Origin of the sequence: Variovorax trehalosi, assembly GCF_051216415.1 — a bacterium.
Lineage (GTDB): Bacteria > Pseudomonadota > Gammaproteobacteria > Burkholderiales > Burkholderiaceae_C > Variovorax.
In genome coordinates this window covers 540,734-555,164 of record NZ_JBPJZG010000001.1, presented here as the reverse complement: position 1 = coordinate 555,164, position 14,431 = coordinate 540,734, and the positions used below count along the sequence as shown (strand labels likewise).

At 67.1% G+C, this 14,431-nt stretch carries 12 protein-coding genes and 1 pseudogene; 2 read left to right on the top strand and 11 right to left on the bottom strand.

From position 1 onward, the window contains the following. Positions 1 to 724: 724 nt before the first annotated feature. Positions 725 to 853 (top strand): annotated as a pseudogene (locus ACSFA7_RS02605) (helix-turn-helix domain-containing protein); the annotation flags it as partial. Positions 854 to 879: 26 nt separating this feature from the next. On the opposite strand, the gene ACSFA7_RS02600 reads toward ACSFA7_RS02605, so the two are convergent. From ACSFA7_RS02600 to ACSFA7_RS02550, 11 genes are all read right to left on the bottom strand, one after another. Continuing rightward, on the bottom strand, positions 880 to 2,091 hold the full coding sequence (locus ACSFA7_RS02600) for a DUF1501 domain-containing protein (RefSeq protein WP_435497927.1): 1,212 nt from the start codon (positions 2,089 to 2,091) through the stop codon (positions 880 to 882). A 17-nt stretch (positions 2,092 to 2,108) separates the two neighbouring features. Continuing rightward, positions 2,109 to 3,650 (bottom strand): DUF1800 domain-containing protein, encoded by a 1,542-nt coding sequence (locus tag ACSFA7_RS02595; RefSeq protein WP_435498881.1) that lies wholly within the window; start codon positions 3,648 to 3,650, stop codon positions 2,109 to 2,111. Positions 3,651 to 3,792: 142 nt separating this feature from the next. Next, on the bottom strand, positions 3,793 to 4,467 hold the full coding sequence (locus ACSFA7_RS02590) for a DsbA family oxidoreductase (protein ID WP_435497926.1): 675 nt from the start codon (positions 4,465 to 4,467) through the stop codon (positions 3,793 to 3,795). Positions 4,468 to 4,526: 59 nt separating this feature from the next. Continuing rightward, complete coding sequence (locus ACSFA7_RS02585) at positions 4,527 to 5,936, bottom strand: MFS transporter (protein ID WP_435497925.1); 1,410 nt, start codon at positions 5,934 to 5,936, stop codon at positions 4,527 to 4,529. A gap of 42 nt (positions 5,937 to 5,978) precedes the next feature. Further along, positions 5,979 to 7,856 (bottom strand): bifunctional sugar phosphate isomerase/epimerase/4-hydroxyphenylpyruvate dioxygenase family protein, encoded by a 1,878-nt coding sequence (locus ACSFA7_RS02580; RefSeq protein ID WP_435497924.1) that lies wholly within the window; start codon positions 7,854 to 7,856, stop codon positions 5,979 to 5,981. A gap of 134 nt (positions 7,857 to 7,990) precedes the next feature. After that, entirely contained in the window at positions 7,991 to 8,758 is a 768-nt protein-coding gene (locus ACSFA7_RS02575) for an alpha/beta fold hydrolase (RefSeq protein ID WP_435497923.1), read from the bottom strand. Between the two features lie 15 nt (positions 8,759 to 8,773). After that, positions 8,774 to 9,931: a multidrug effflux MFS transporter gene (locus tag ACSFA7_RS02570; RefSeq protein ID WP_435498880.1), complete on the bottom strand. Its 1,158-nt coding sequence runs from the start codon at positions 9,929 to 9,931 to the stop codon at positions 8,774 to 8,776. A gap of 47 nt (positions 9,932 to 9,978) precedes the next feature. Further along, a complete protein-coding gene (locus ACSFA7_RS02565; protein ID WP_435497922.1) occupies positions 9,979 to 10,407 on the bottom strand; it encodes a carboxymuconolactone decarboxylase family protein in 429 nt (142 codons plus the stop codon). Next, positions 10,404 to 11,615, bottom strand: a complete 1,212-nt coding sequence (gene pcaB / locus ACSFA7_RS02560; protein ID WP_435497921.1) for a 3-carboxy-cis,cis-muconate cycloisomerase — start codon at positions 11,613 to 11,615, stop codon at positions 10,404 to 10,406. Before pcaB ends, ACSFA7_RS02565 begins: the two co-directional genes overlap by 4 nt. A 23-nt stretch (positions 11,616 to 11,638) precedes the next feature. After that, on the bottom strand, positions 11,639 to 12,472 hold the full coding sequence (locus ACSFA7_RS02555; RefSeq protein ID WP_435497920.1) for a shikimate dehydrogenase family protein: 834 nt from the start codon (positions 12,470 to 12,472) through the stop codon (positions 11,639 to 11,641). A gap of 34 nt (positions 12,473 to 12,506) precedes the next feature. Further along, complete coding sequence (locus ACSFA7_RS02550) at positions 12,507 to 13,430, bottom strand: shikimate dehydrogenase family protein (protein WP_435497919.1); 924 nt, start codon at positions 13,428 to 13,430, stop codon at positions 12,507 to 12,509. Positions 13,431 to 13,629: 199 nt separating this feature from the next. On the opposite strand from ACSFA7_RS02550, the gene ACSFA7_RS02545 reads away from it, so the two are divergent. Further along, complete coding sequence (locus ACSFA7_RS02545; RefSeq protein ID WP_435497918.1) at positions 13,630 to 14,424, top strand: IclR family transcriptional regulator domain-containing protein; 795 nt, start codon at positions 13,630 to 13,632, stop codon at positions 14,422 to 14,424. Positions 14,425 to 14,431 lie beyond the last annotated feature (7 nt).

The window sequence follows — 14,431 nt, the reverse complement described above, 5'->3', positions numbered from 1 at the left end:
CATCGGGTTCACTACGGCTTGGGCCAGTCCTTCGGATCGCGCGGGACCGGGTTGGTGGTGCTGGTGACCGTATAGCGCTGGACGCGCTCCGTATGGCCGTTGCGCACTTCACATGCAGGGGAACACTTTCGTCGTGCATGGCCAGCATGCATGTCGCAGGCTCGGGCCCGGATCCACTCGCCGACCACGCCATGAGATGCACGATTCATGCCTTAGACCCCGTCGGAGAAGAACGCGCCAATTGATCCCAGAAAGTGAAACGGAGCGTCGCTTCGGATTCACCGTGTGACAAGTTATGGCCATCTCTTAAGTGGAGTCTGACAAAAAGGAAACACCGGCACATCAGGCCTAGCATCAACCACCACTTGTGCATTAAAAGGCGCTCCATTCACGATACGGCGATCGACGGAGTAGGAGAAGCCGAGACTTCATCCCTTGTTTTTTGATCGCATCGAAAATCGAGATTCACTCACTCATTTTTAGGTGGAATGGCATTGTTCTCTCACGCGGCGTGAACAGCCTCTGAACGCTATGCACAGGATGCTGGCACCCAATCCTGATGACTGAGCTTCTCCACAGCCATGTCGGCGAACGCTGTTACGGCGGATTCAACTGGTCGATTGTTGATTGCCGTCGAAAATTGACCCAGCTAACGCACTAATTTCCGTCTAAGACTGACCCACGTAAAACTCCCCTGCACATTTTTAAAGCAGGGATCCTAGGAGTGATAGACGTGGCGACATTGAGTGTCATCCGACGCTGGGCCCTGCGCGAGCAGATGTCTATCCGCGAGATAGCCAGGCGTACAGGCCTGTCTCGCAACACCGTCAAGAAGTACCTGCTAGCCGGCGACGAGCCGCAGCCCGGTCCGCCGGGCCGCTAGACCAGCTGCAGCTCGCGCGGCGACACGCCCTCGAACACCCGCCCGAGCTGCGCAGGCGACAACCCATACATCCGCCTGAACAATCCACCGAACACCGCCCGGTATTCATTGAGCACCGGGTAGTCGCGGTTCTGGAACAGCGTGGCCTGCGTCAGCGCCTGCTGCTCGCCGACGATGCGCCCGCCGGCCTCGGCCGAGAGCCCGCCGCCGAGCACCCAGTAGACAGTGCCATGCCCGTGGTCCGTGCCGCGGTTGCCGTTCTCGCGGAAGGTGCGGCCAAACTCGCTGATGACGACCACCACGGTCTGGCGCCAGGCGTCCTCGCCCATCTCCTGCGCGAAGCCGGCGACACCACGGCCCAGTTCTTCGAAACGGTTGGCGAGGTAGCCGGTGGCGGCGCCCTGCCCCACATGCGTGTCCCAGCCGCCGACATCGACAAAGCCGAGGTCGAAGCGATCGCGCATCAGCACCGCCATGCGGCGCGCGACGAGCTCGAAGCCCTTGGCGCTCATCGCATTGCGGCTGGCCGCGTCCATCTCGGCCTGCACCGCGCGCATGACTTCGTCGCGCACCTGGAAGCCCTCGGCCACGGGCTGCGCGAGCGGCGTGTTGCGGTACATCGACGCGATGATCTGGCTCTGCCGCGCGTCGATGCCCGAACGCGCATTGCCCGCAAGCGCCATGTTCGCGGCCTTGGCATCGCCGCGCAGCGCGATGGGCAACTGGTCGGTGAAGGCGATGGGCGACACGTCGGTGATGGGCCCGCCGCCGAGGACACCCGCCAGGCGATTGAGAAAGCCCGAGCGGTAGTCGCGGCGCTTGTCGAGCGCCTGGCCCAGCTCGATGGAGTCCTGCGTTTCGAAGTGGCTGCGCGTGAGGTCGTCGGTGCCGGCGAAGGCGATGAACGATGCCTGCTTCTGCTGGAAGAGCGGCATCACGCTTTGCGCGAGCGCAGGATGCAGGCCCCAGTTGCTGTCGAGCGGCAACGCGCCGTTGGGCTGGCCCGGCCGCGCGATGGCGATGTTGGGGCGCGAGGCGTAATAGAAATCGCTGGCGGTCGGCACCAGCAGGTTGGCGCAGTCGTAGGCGCCGCGCAAAAACACGACGAGCAGCTTGGCGCCTTCGGCAGCGGGCGCGGCGATCAGCTGGCCGGCAGCGCCCGCGAGCGGTGCGGCGGCAAGGAGCTTCAACAGTTCTCGGCGTTGCATGGTGTTGTCCTTTCTGCTCATCGGCGCATCAGCTCTGGCGATGCGAGCAGGAAGGTGTTCCATTCCTGCGGGTTCTTCGCCTGCGCGAGTGCTTCGCGCGTATCGGCGCTCAGGCCGACCTGCATGGCGCGGACCGCGTTCGATTCGGCCAGCTGCGGAAACGCAGGCTTCTCCAGGGGTGCCTTGTCGTCTGCACGGAACAGCACTGCGCCGTTCGCCCCGATGGCCCGCGCGATCTCGAAGCGCGCGTTCATCTGCCCCGCACTTGCCCACGCGGCTTCGTTCAGCGGATAGCCATCGGGCGTCTCGTGCCCATACAGCGGCTCGCCCATGCGGTTGATCCAGCTCAGCATCGGGGTCACGTTGAGCACCACGCGGTCGTCGTACGCGAGCCGAACGCCGGCCATCACGTAGTGCACCGGGTCGCGGAACTTGCGGCCGAGCGAAGCGGCGAATTCGGGCGATTCGAACAGCGCCTTCAACGTGACGGCGATGTCGCCATCGCTGCGCGTGAAGGCCGATGCCATGCGGTCGATCAACGCGGGTGGCGGCTCGTCGGCGACGAAGTACACCGCGAGCTTGCGCGAGATGAAGCGCGCGGTGGCGGGGGCGCGTGCCAAGCGGTCCAGCGCCTCGTCAGCTTCCGCGAGACCGCGGGCCTGTATCGGCTGCCCCAGCAACGTCTTGGCACCGTAGTCGTGCCGGTTCGGATTGAACTCGAAGAGCCCCTTGCGCACATAGTCCGCGCGCAACGCCGGCCGGATGTTCGGCGGCACCGCATCGAGCGGCTGCTGGCTCACGCCCACGCCGGTGAGCACGCGCGCCAGCTCCTGCACATCGGCCTGCGAATAGCCGCCGCCCACGCCCAGCGTGTGCAGCTCCATCAGCTCGCGCGCGTAGTTCTCGTTGATGCGGTTGGCGGCGTTCTGCGCGTTGTCCAGGTAGCGCAGCATCGCGGGGTGGTGCAGCGTGGCACCGAGCAGGTCGCGGAACCTGCCGAGCGCATGCGGGCGGATCGCGTTTTCTTCGTAGTCGCCGACGAGCGCACGGATGTTGTCCTTGCGCAGGTTCACGTTGAAGTGGTTCATCCAGAACCAGGTCATCTGCTCCTGCAGCTGGTTGGGAGAGTACAGCGCGCGCAGCACGAAGCGTTGCTGCGCCTCGCGGCCGAGCCGGGTCAGCTCCTGCTGGTAGGCCTGGCGCGCGGCCTTCTTCTGTTCTTCGTCGGGCAACGCATCGGCGGCCTTGCGTTGGGCGTCGAGGGCGATCACGAGCTGGTCGAGCGGTGTGCGCGAGATCGTCATCGCGTCGATCTGCGCCTGTGCCGCCGGCGGCAAGGGTTGCGGCTGCGGCTTCAGTTGCCGCCCCATCCATCGCGCAAGGCCGGTCTTCGCCAGCTCGGCCTGGCTGCTCGCATTCGCGCCCCAGGTCACGCGATCGAGCCATTGCAACTGCGCGGCCGGGCTATCGGCCACTGTGCTGGACACAGACAGCGGGGGCGCATCGGATCGCAACGATCCCGTCGTGCAAGCCGCCAGGGCCATGGCGGCCGACACCATGCAGAGACGGCCAAGATGCAGCATGGGACTCATCATGAACCGATCAACCCTCACCGGGTCGATGCGGTTGACGGCCCCTGCCCGCCCCTCAGGTAAAGCTGGCGGTCAGCTTCGTTTCAAGCCGAAACGAAAGCGGGCCATGTCAGGCGCTGACAACCGAACTCGGCGCCGCGCCCGCAATCTGCTTCAACGCGCGCTCGAACACTTCGACCGGTTGGCCGCCGGAGATCAGGTGCTGGTCGTTGATGATGATCGCGGGCACCGAGTGGATGCCGGCATCGGTGTACATGCGTTCGCGCTCGCGGGTCTCGGCGGCGTATTCGTCGCTCGCCAGGATCTCGCGGGCCCGCGCCGCATCGAGGCCCGCTTCGGTCGCCGCGCGCACCAGCACCTCGGGGTCCGAGGGGTTCTGGCTGTCGGTGAAATAGGCCTTGAGCAGCAGCTTCTTGAGCGCCGCCTGCTTGGTCGGGCTTTCGAGTTCGGCCCAGTGCAGGAGCCGGTGCGCGTTGAAGGTGTTGTAGACCCGGGGCCGGCCCTCGGCGCTGAACTCGAAGCCGACGGCCGCGCCGCGCTGGCGGATCATCTCGCGGGACTGGGCCTGTTGCTCGCGTGAAGAACCGTATTTCTGGTTCAAGTGCTCGAAGGTGTCCTGCCCTTCGGGCGGCATCTGCGGGTTCAGCTCGAAGGGCTGGAAGTGCAGTTCCGCGGTGACCTCCGGTGCCACCCTCTTGAGCGCCGCCTCGAGCGAACTCAGGCCAACGGCGCACCAGGGGCAAGACACATCGGAGACGAAATCGATCTTGAGGTGGGATGTCATGGCGCCATTCTTCATGGCGTCACAACCCTTGGTGCGCGAAAGGTTTTCCGAGGGGCTGGTCAGGCCACGGCCTTGGCCAGCCGGGCATCCGACAGCGTCTGCTCGCGCAGGCGGTCGTACTCGGCCTTGTCCACCGGCACCGCGTTGGGGTCGCCCAGGTCGCGCATGTGGATGCGGTAGGTCTCCCGCGCGCTCATGGCCGCGAGCGCCGCGAGGATGGTCACCGTGAAGGTGATCGCGCCCACGGTCAGCCACACATTCGTCGAGCCTGGAGGCGCCACGGCGGCGAACAGCGCGGGCAGCAGCGCGGTGAACGTCGTGCCGATGTTCTGCGAGATGGCCATGGCCGACACGCGATTGCGGGTGCGGAAGAGCTCCGGATAGAAGCTCGGGAAGGTCGCGTTGTAGCCCTGGTACACGATGCCCCACATCAGGAGCGACATGCAGATCGCGAGCGGCACGTTCTTGATGCTGATGGCATACAGGTACACGAACGACAGCAGCCCCGAGGCCAGCGCGCCGATGACGATCGGGGGCTTGCGGCCGATGCGGTCCGACAGGTTGCCCACGAACGGAATCACCAGCACCGCGAGGATGTTGCCCAGCACCGGGATCCACAGGTACACGTCTTTCTGGAAGCCGATGCCGTAGGCCGCCTGCACCGCATAGGCCGCGCCGAACACGGTGGCCACCACCGGAATCACGTTCATCAGCGCCATGCAGACCACGCGCAGCATGTCGGCCCAGCTGTCGGTGAAGGCCTGCACGATCGGCGACTTCGCCACTTCGCCCTTCTTGTCGACTTCGGCAAAGGCCGGCGTCTCATCGACCTCGCGGCGGATGATATAGCCGGCCACGATGACAAGAAAGCTCAGCAGGAACGGAATGCGCCAGCCCCACGAATTGAAGGCGTCTTCGGGCATGTAGTGCGCGAGCGGCAGGAACACGGCGGCCGCCAGGATCTGGCCGGCCTGCACGCCCTGCAGCGTGAAGCTCGCGAAGAAGCCGCGACGCCCGAACGGTGCATGCTCCAGGATCATCGAGCTCGCGCCCGAGATCTCGCCCGCCACCGCAAAGCCTTGCACCAGGCGCAGGATCACCAGCAGCACTGGGGCCAGCAAGCCGACCTGGTCATAGGTCGGCAACAGGCCCACGGCCACGGTCGAGAAACCCATCAGGAACATGCACAGCACCAGCACTTGCTTGCGCCCATGCGTGTCGCCCCAGTGGCCGAGCACGAATGCACCGATGGGGCGTGCCACGTAGCCCACGCCGTAGGTCGCGAGCGATGCGACGATCGCGGTCGTCGGGTCGCCCTTCGGAAAGAAGATCTGCGGAAAGATCAGCGCCGCCGCGGTGGCGTAGATGAAGAAGTCGTAGTACTCCAGCGCCGAGCCGATCCAGCCGCTGGCCGCGGCTTTCTTCGACTGGTGCCTGCCTTGCGGCTCTTTGGCTGATGTGTTGGCCATGGGTTTGTCTCCAGTGGTGATGCAGTGATGCGTGCGAAAAAATCAGTCGTCCTGCGCTTGCGAAGCCATGCGCGCGGGTGCGTTGAGGGCACCGTAGGCGTCGTAGTCGCCCACGCGCTGCGCAACCTCGAAGAAGAGGCCTCCCTCGAAGCTCTCGGTGTAGATGTGCAGGTAGTCGCCGGCCGGCGAGCGGTCGAACAGCACGCCGGCGCCGCGCATGCGCGCGAGCAGCTCGGGTGCGAGGTCGATGCGCGTGGCGAGGTCGTCGTAGTAGTTGTCCGAGATCGGCACGAAGCGCGTGCCGTTGGCGCGCAGCCTGGCGGCCGTCTCGAAGATGTCGTCGCAGGTCAGTGCGATGTGATGCACCGCGCCGCCACCGGTCACGCTGAGCGTGCGCGCGGTGCGGGTGCGCTGGCTCAGCGACACGTTGAGCACCAGGCGCACGCTGCGCTCCGTATTCGCGACGCCGCGGCTGCGGATCAGGCCGAAGGGGTCGGCCAGTTCCAGGCTCTCGCCGGGCTCCAGGCCGAGCACCGCGCGCGTGAAGAGCACCCAGGTGTCGAGCTGGTCGAGCGCAAGGCCGAGGGCGACGTGATCGATCTGCTTCAGGCCCGCATCGTTAGCTTCCGGCGCATCCTCTTCGAGGATGAAGTCGGCCTCGTACAGGCCGTTCGCGCCCAGCGACTCCGCCACGAAATGAATGAGGTTGCCGCCCGGCGCAACGACGGCCGGCACCCGCAGTTCGTTCGGGCCGACCGGGCTGTCGTGGCGCTTGGAGCGCATCGCGGTCGCGCGCTCCACCGCCGCGAGCGGATCGGCGCAGCGCACGCCCAGCGCGCACACCGAGGTGCCGTGCGCCTCGAAGCGGCCGCGCGCAAACGAATCGGGCTGTGCATTCACGATGAAGTTGATCTCGCCCTGCCGGTACAGCGTCACGGCCTTGGAGCGGTGCTTGCCGATGCGGCGAAAGCCGAGTTGCCGCACGAGCGTGTCGAGCGTGAGCGCCGAGGCTTCGTCTGCCGCGAACTCGATGAACGACAGGCCCGAGAGTGCAGCGACGGGCGGCGGGTTGAAAAGCTCCACGCGCAGCGGCTGCACCACGTCCAGCCGCTGCCGCGCTTCGCTTTCGAGATACAGCAGCGAACGCATCGCATCGACCGCAGTTCGGCGGTTCGGCGTCTCGCGAAAGATGTCGTTGAAGATCTCCAGCGACAGCGGCCCGGTGTAGTCCGCGCGCAGCACCTGCGCGAAGAAGCCGACGACGTCGAAATCGCCCTGCCCCGGGAACGAGCGATGGTGCCGTGCCCACTGCAGCACATCCATCGCGAGCAACGGCGCATCGGCCATCTGCAAAAAGAAGATCTTCTCGCCCGGAATGTCGGCGATGCCCGAGGGATCGTCCTTCAGCGACAGCGTGTGAAAGCTGTCCAGGATCAGCCCGAGGTGCGCGTGGTCCGCCTGCTTCACGATGTTCCAGGCCTGGCTGTAGAGCGAGGTGTGGCGGCCCCAGGCCAGCGCCTCGAAGCCCACGCGCAGGTTGCGGCGCGCGGCGCGCTCGGCCAGCTCATGCAGCTGCGCGGCGGCGAGCGAAGGATCGTTGATGGACAACGGCGAAGTGTTCGAGCAGCACAGCACCATCGGTGCGCCCATCGCCTCCATGAGGTCGAACTTGCGCTCGGCGCGCTCCAGGCTGCGGCGGAACTGCAGCTCGGGCATGCCTTCGAAATCGCGAAACGGCTGGTAGAGATCGATCGACAGGCCCAGGTCGGCCACGATGCCGCGCAGTTCGGTGGCGGTGCCCTTGAAGTTGATGAAGTCGGCCTCGAACAGCTCGATGCCGTCAAACCCGGCGGCCGCAATGGCTTCGAGCTTCTGGCGAAAGGTGCCGCTGAGCGAAACCGTGGCGATGGAGCGATGCATGGGGGTGGACTTTAGGAACCCCGGCCCCGCGCCACAACCAATTCGGGCATTCATTGAGCGATTAACGAACGCACTCGTTCATTAATCGCACGAAATACGGGATACACCTAGGTCCGGAGCGCTCCCGCCAGTCCTCAGAGGCTGCGCCAAAAATCGATCAGCAGCTGTTCGAATTCGATGGGCCGCTCCACGGCGCTCAGGTGGGCGGCGTCGATGGTGGCCAGCCGGGCACCGGGAATGGCCGCGGCCATGGCTTCCGACATCGCCATCGGCGTGGCCTCGTCCTGCAGGCCGCCAATCACGAGTGTGGGCACGGCGATGCGGTGGTTGCTGTCGCGGAAATCGATGGCGGCAACCGCGTTGCAGCTCTCGATGTAGCCCTGTGCGTCGGTGGCGACCAGCACGTCGTGTAGCGCCTTCGCTGCGCCGGCGCCTTCGTAGGTCGCGGCATAGGCCGGCGTGAGCCAGCGCGAGACAGCGCCCGATGCGATGGCTTCAACGCCCTTGGTGGCCACCGTCTCGGCCCGCGCGCGCCACGGCGCCTGGTCGGGGTAGTGGGCGGATGAATTTGCGATCACCACCGTCTTGAGCAGCTCGGGGTGGCGCACCGCCAGCGCCTGCGCGGTCATGCCGCCCATCGAAAGGCCGACGAAGTGCACGGGCTCGCCCTCGGTCTCGCGCTGGATCAGCTCGGCCACGTCCTGCGCGAGCGTCTCCACGCGCAGTGCGCCCGGCACCACCTCGGAGGCGCCGTGGTTGCGGTGGTCGTAGCGGATCACCGTGTGAGCTTGTGCGAGCTGCGCGGCCACGCCGTCCCACATGCGCAAGCTGCAGCCCAGCGCATGGCTGAGCACGACGAACGGGCCTTCGCCTTCGCGAACGACATTCAGGCGGGGGGTCATGGTGTGGTTTCCTTCTTACGGATGCTTGGGATGTTGAAGACGCGGGAGCCAGAGAAAGGCGATGACCAGCAGCACGGCACCGGCCACCAGCATCGGCACGACCATGGGCCATGCGCCATGGGAGTAATCGGTATCGACAAACAGCGCGGCGACCTGCCCCACGCAGAACGCGACCATCATCATGCCGAATCCGGACCACGACACGGCACGCCCCGCGAGGTGCGGCAGGTCGCCCACCGCGCCCGCTTGTCCGCAGGGCTGGTGGATGCCATGGCCGAGGCAGTACACCGCATGGCCCACGAGCAGCGGCACCGCACTGAGCGGCATGAGCCAGCAGCCCAGCGCCTGGATGACCGCGCCCGTCATGCTCAGCGTCGCGCCCAGCCGCACGGTGCGCACCGGCCCGTAGCGCCGCAGCAGCGTGCGGCACATCGTGGTGCTGAAGATGTAGACCAGCGAGCCGCCGGCCGGGATCCACCCGTACCACGCGGGCGACCAGCCGAGGTAGCCGATGTAGACCATCGGCGACAGCAGCAGAAAGCAGAAGAGCCCGCCATAGGTCGTCGCCGCCACCGAGGCCCACGCGCGGAACGAGCGGCTTGCGAACACCGTGCGCGTGCTGCCGCGCGGCGCGGACGACTCACCGGTCAGCGGCTTGCGCGTTTCGCCGAACGAGCGCCAGCACATCGCGAACAGCAGCGAGGCATACACCGCCATCGCCACCATCACCCAGCGCCAGCCCGCGCCCTGCACGAGCCAGGCACCGAGCAGCGGCGCGATCAGCCCGACCACGCCCAGCCCCGTGAGGCCGCGCGCCATCACATGCGGGCCTTCGTGCGCCGGGTAGAGATCGCGCACCGCCGCGCGCGCGCACACGAGGATCGCGGCCATCGAAAAGCCCTGCAGCGTGCGCCAGCCCGCGAGCAGCACCACGCTGCCCGCGAACGCACCGCCGAGCGCGGCGATCGCGTAGCAGGCGAGCCCCGCGAGCAGCACCGGCCGGCGGCCGAAGCGATCGGCGAGCGGGCCGCACAGCAACTGCGCAAAGCCGAAGGCCAGCACGAACAGCGTGAGGCTGGTGCTGGCCGAGCCGAGTTCCTTGGCGATGGCGGGCAGTGCCGGCAGGTAGCTGTCGGTGGCCACTGGCTGCGCCGCAAGGAGCAGCGGCAGCATCAGCGTGAACGTGACGTCGAACCGGCCCTTGCGGGCCACCGGCGCGTTCACTGCGCAGGCGGTGCGGCGGGCAGAAGGCCCTTCTCGCGCAGGATGTTCGTGGCGATACCGAACGCATGGTTGGCCACCGGCACGCCGCAGTAGATGGCGGCCATCATGATCACTTCCTTGATGTCGTCCGGTGTCAGGCGAGACTCGGGCGGCCCGTCGAGCGCGGCGCGCACATGCATCGCGAACTCTTCGTAGGCGTGGATGCCCAGCATCATCGACAGCACCATGTAGCGGCGCGTCTTGTCGCCCAGCGCGGGACGCCCCCAGATGTCGTTCCACGCATGGCGCGTGATCAGTTCCTGGAACTCTGCGTTGAAGCCGTTGCGGTTGGCGAGCGACTTGTCGACCCAGGCATCGCCGAGGATGCGGCGGCGGTTCAGGAGGCCGTCTTCGTAATCGTTGCTCGGGGTTTCGGGGGCGGTCATTGCGAGAGTTCCTTGTCTTTGAGTTGGGCTTGCAGCGCTTTCACTTCTGCCAGCGCGATCTGGCCCGCCGCGATGGCGAGCGCGGGGTCGAACCATTCGTCGGCCGCATCGCGCGGCAGCTCGGCGCGCAGCCGATCGATGTTGGCGCGCATGCGCGCGGCGTCCACCTGCAGGCCGGGCAGCGCGCCGGCCATGGCGCGCACGCTGCCGTGGGCCGACATCAGGAGCTGCGGCCATTCGGCCAGCTCGGCCTGCCATGCGCCGAGGGCACGTTCGTGCTGCTGCGGCATCGCGCCGAGCAAGGCGGCCACGCGCTGCGGCGCGCGGTGCGCGGCGGCGATGGCAACCATCGAGGCCACCGGGTTGCGCTTGTGCGGCATCGCCGACGAGCCACCGCGGCCGGGTTCGCTGGGCTCGGCGACTTCGGCCACTTCGTACTGGCCGAGCAGCGCGATGTCGACGGCGATCTTGCCGAGGCTGCCCGCGACCAGGCCGAGCTCGCATCCGAGCGCCACCCATTCGTCGCGCTGGGTGTGCCAGGTCGCGCCGGGGTCGTCGAGGCCCAGTTCCTTGGCCATGCGCCTGCGCACCGCGGCGCCCTGCCCCTTCATCTGCGCGAGCGTGCCGACGGCCCCGCCCAGCTGCAATTGCAGCGCATGCTTCGCGGCATCGCGCAGGCGCATGCGGCTGCGCACCAGCGGCGCGGCCCAGCCTGCGCACTTGAAGCCGAAGCTGGTGACCGAGGCCGGCTGCATCAGCGTGCGCGCGAGCATCGGCGTCTCGGCGTGCTGTACCGCGAGGCGCAGCAGCGCGCTGACGGCCTTGGACAGGTCGGTCTCGATGAGCGCGACCGCTTCGCGCGTGACCAGTGCCATCGCGCTGTCGATCACGTCCTGGCTGGTGCTGCCGAAATGCACGAACGGCGCGGCCTCGGCATTGAACAGGCCCACGGCTTCGCGCAGCGCCTTGACCAGCGGAATCGCCACGCTGCCCGCGCGGCCGCTCTCGCGCACGATCTTGGCCACGTCGAACAGCTCGACCTTGCAGCTGCCGACGATGGAGTGCGCAGCGCTCTCGGGAATCAACCCTTCGGCCGCCTGCGCGCGCGCGAGCGCGGCCTCGAAACGCAGCATCGCGTCGACGAAGGCGCGGTCGCTGAAGGCGCCCAGCGTTTCGGATGTGGAGAGGAAGCCTTCGAAAATGCTCATGCGGTGACCTGGGTGTTCATCAATCAATATTTCAGTTGGGCGACGGCGCGCAGTTCTTCCGGGGAGGCGGTGCCGAAGCCGAAGAATTCGAGGTAGGCCGGGATCATCTCGAACAGCATGTCGGTGCCGACCTGCACCGCGCAGCCCTTGGCCCGGGCGGCCTGCAGCAGCGGCGTGTATTCGGTCTTCATGACGACCTCGCCGACGAAGGTGGCCGGGTCGATGCGGTCCACGTCGAAGGGGAGCGGGTCGCTGTCCTTCATGCCGAGCGGCGTGGCGTTGACGACCACGTCGTAGCCGGCCGGGTCCTTCGATCCTGTGGCGACCTTCATCTGCGGGTAGTGCTCGCGCAGCCGCGCGGCGAGGGCCTGTGCGGATGCATCGCTCATGTCGAACAGCATCAGCTCGGCGGCGCCCGCGGCGGCGATCGACGCCGCAATGGCCGAGCCCACGCCGCCCGTGCCCGACACCAGCACCCGTGTGCCCTTGAAAAGCCTGCCCTTGCGCTCCACGCCGCGCACGAAGCCCGCGCCATCGAACTGGTCGCCGAGCAGCGTGCCGTCGGCGCGCTTGAGGATGGCGTTGCACGCGCCTGCGACGCGCGCGGTGGGCGTCACCTCGTCGACCAGCCCCATCGTCGTGACCTTGTGCGGCATCGTGACCAGCGCACCGCGGAGGTTCGAGAACCTGAACACCTGCGGCAGCGTGGCCGCGTAGTCCTCGGGCTTCACACCCATCGGCACCACCACCGCATCGATGCCCTGCTTGTCGAACCAGGGGTTGTAGATCATCGGCGCCTTGAAGGCCTCGGTCGGATAGCCGAGGTGCGCGATGAGCGTTGTCTTGCCGGAAATCATGAAAGCCGTTTCGTCGAGGAAAAGAGGGAAGGCGTCAGGCGACGCTGGGCGAGTGGTAGCGCAAGGGATTCGCGATCTCGGCCTGCATCGCCGGCGGATAGATGATTTCGCGCAGGAAGTTGGCGTCTGCCTGCAGCGCATCGGCCGCATCGAGGTGGCCGAAGTAGCGCAGGTAGTGCGGCATTTGCTGGATCAGCATCTCGAAGCCGGCCTGCGCGTTGAGCCCGCGCGCCCGCGCCGCACGCACCAGCGGCGTGGGCTGATTGCGCAAGAGGATGTCGAACAGCGCCGCGTGGCTTTCCATGCGCGACACGTCGAGTGGCAGGGCATCGCCCTCGACCAGACCGAGCGGCGTGGCGTTGATCACGAGGTCGTAGCCTTCGGGCGCGTTGCTCTCGACCGCGACCACGGTCGCATCGAAGAACGCATCGAGCTTGGCGGCCACGCCCGCCGCCTTGCCGGCCGCCGTGTCGAAGAAGGCGATGTGCTCCGCGCCATTCACCGTGCCGCCCTCGGCCAGCGCCACGCCGATGGCCGCGGCGCTCACGCCTGCACCGAGGATCAGCACGCGCTTGCCGCGGAAGGGAATGTTGCAGTGGTCGAGCGCGCCGATGAGGCCTTCGCCGTCGAACAGGTCGCCCTCGAGCTGGTCGCCTTCGGTGCGGCGCACCACGTTGACCGAGCCGGCCACGCGGCCGAAAAGCCCGCAGCCGTCGAGCAGGTCGACCACCAGCGGCTTGTGCGGCGGCGCGATCACCATGCCGCGCACATTGCGCGCGAGGAAGGCCGACTTGAAGAACACCGCGAAGTCGCGCACCGGCACCTGCATCGGCAGCAGCACCGCGTCGATGCCGAAGCGTTGGAAGGCCGCGTTGAACATGCGCGGCAGCCGCACATTGCGGACCGGATCGCCCGGGATCAGGTAAGCCTGGGTGCTGCCGCTGATGGAATGGCTCATGTGCTGGGTTCCGTTCGTCAATCGCTCTTTGGAAGGCCGGATGCCGAGCTTTATAGTCCCTTCGGCCCTTTTCCACAGCGTCAGGAAGGCCAAAACGTTCGATCATCGATCTTTCAAATTCGACAATCGTTCAAACCAAGGGTTTTCACCGCCATTGAGTGCAGCTTGCCGGCCGCCCGCCGGAGGCACACTTCCGACCATGAGCAAGGACAGCAAGGACGACTCCCCCGCACCCGCAGGCCTGGACAAGCGCGACTGGATCGCCGGCCTGGAGCGCGGCGTGAGCATCATCGAGGCATTCGACGATGCCAACCCGCGCCTCACCGCCAGCCAGGCCGGGCAGCGCACGAACATGACGCGCACCGCCGCGCGGCGCTATCTGCTCACGCTGCAGCACATGGGCTATGTGGCGAGCGACGGCAAGCTGTTCTGGCTCACCCCGCGGGTCTTGCGCCTGGGCCGCTCGTACCTCGAATCGGCCCGCCTGCCGCGCGTGGTGCAGCCCTTTCTGCAGCGCGTGGCGGCCGGCACCAACGAGATCGCGTACCTCAGCGTGATGGACGGCGACGAGGTCGTCTACATCGCGCGCAACGGCCCCAACCGCAGCATGAGCACCGGCTATGTGCTCGGCGCGCGCGTGCCGGCGCAGGTCACGGCCTCGGGCATGTTGATGCTCGCGCTGCGCAGCGACGCCGAGCTGAACGAGTGGCTCGCGACGCGCCAGCTCACCGTGTTCACCTCGCACACCATCGCGAGCATGGAGCGCATGAAGCTCGAACTGGCGCGCATCCGGGCGCAGGGCTGGGCGTTGTCGGAGCAACAGCTCGACCTCAACTCACGCGGCATCGCGGTGCCGTTGCGCGACCGGCACGGCACGCTGGTGGGCGCGCTCAACATCACGATGCCGATGGGGCACGAGAGCTCCGAGGACGCGGTGGCCCGCGTGCTGCCGGTGCTGCGCGAGACAGCGCAGGCGATGCGCAACCTGATCTGAATCGGGC

Coding starts and splice junctions, on each gene's coding strand:
- ACSFA7_RS02600 (WP_435497927.1), bottom strand. CDS start 2,091: ATGCAACGCCGAGAACTGTTGAAGCTCCTTGCCGCCGCACCGCTCGCG.
- ACSFA7_RS02595 (WP_435498881.1), bottom strand. CDS start 3,650: ATGGTGTCGGCCGCCATGGCCCTGGCGGCTTGCACGACGGGATCGTTG.
- ACSFA7_RS02590 (WP_435497926.1), bottom strand. CDS start 4,467: ATGACATCCCACCTCAAGATCGATTTCGTCTCCGATGTGTCTTGCCCC.
- ACSFA7_RS02585 (WP_435497925.1), bottom strand. CDS start 5,936: ATGGCCAACACATCAGCCAAAGAGCCGCAAGGCAGGCACCAGTCGAAG.
- ACSFA7_RS02580 (WP_435497924.1), bottom strand. CDS start 7,856: ATGCATCGCTCCATCGCCACGGTTTCGCTCAGCGGCACCTTTCGCCAG.
- ACSFA7_RS02575 (WP_435497923.1), bottom strand. CDS start 8,758: ATGACCCCCCGCCTGAATGTCGTTCGCGAAGGCGAAGGCCCGTTCGTC.
- ACSFA7_RS02570 (WP_435498880.1), bottom strand. CDS start 9,931: ATGCTGCCGCTGCTCCTTGCGGCGCAGCCAGTGGCCACCGACAGCTAC.
- ACSFA7_RS02565 (WP_435497922.1), bottom strand. CDS start 10,407: ATGACCGCCCCCGAAACCCCGAGCAACGATTACGAAGACGGCCTCCTG.
- pcaB (WP_435497921.1), bottom strand. CDS start 11,615: ATGAGCATTTTCGAAGGCTTCCTCTCCACATCCGAAACGCTGGGCGCC.
- ACSFA7_RS02555 (WP_435497920.1), bottom strand. CDS start 12,472: ATGATTTCCGGCAAGACAACGCTCATCGCGCACCTCGGCTATCCGACC.
- ACSFA7_RS02550 (WP_435497919.1), bottom strand. CDS start 13,430: ATGAGCCATTCCATCAGCGGCAGCACCCAGGCTTACCTGATCCCGGGC.
- ACSFA7_RS02545 (WP_435497918.1), top strand. CDS start 13,630: ATGAGCAAGGACAGCAAGGACGACTCCCCCGCACCCGCAGGCCTGGAC.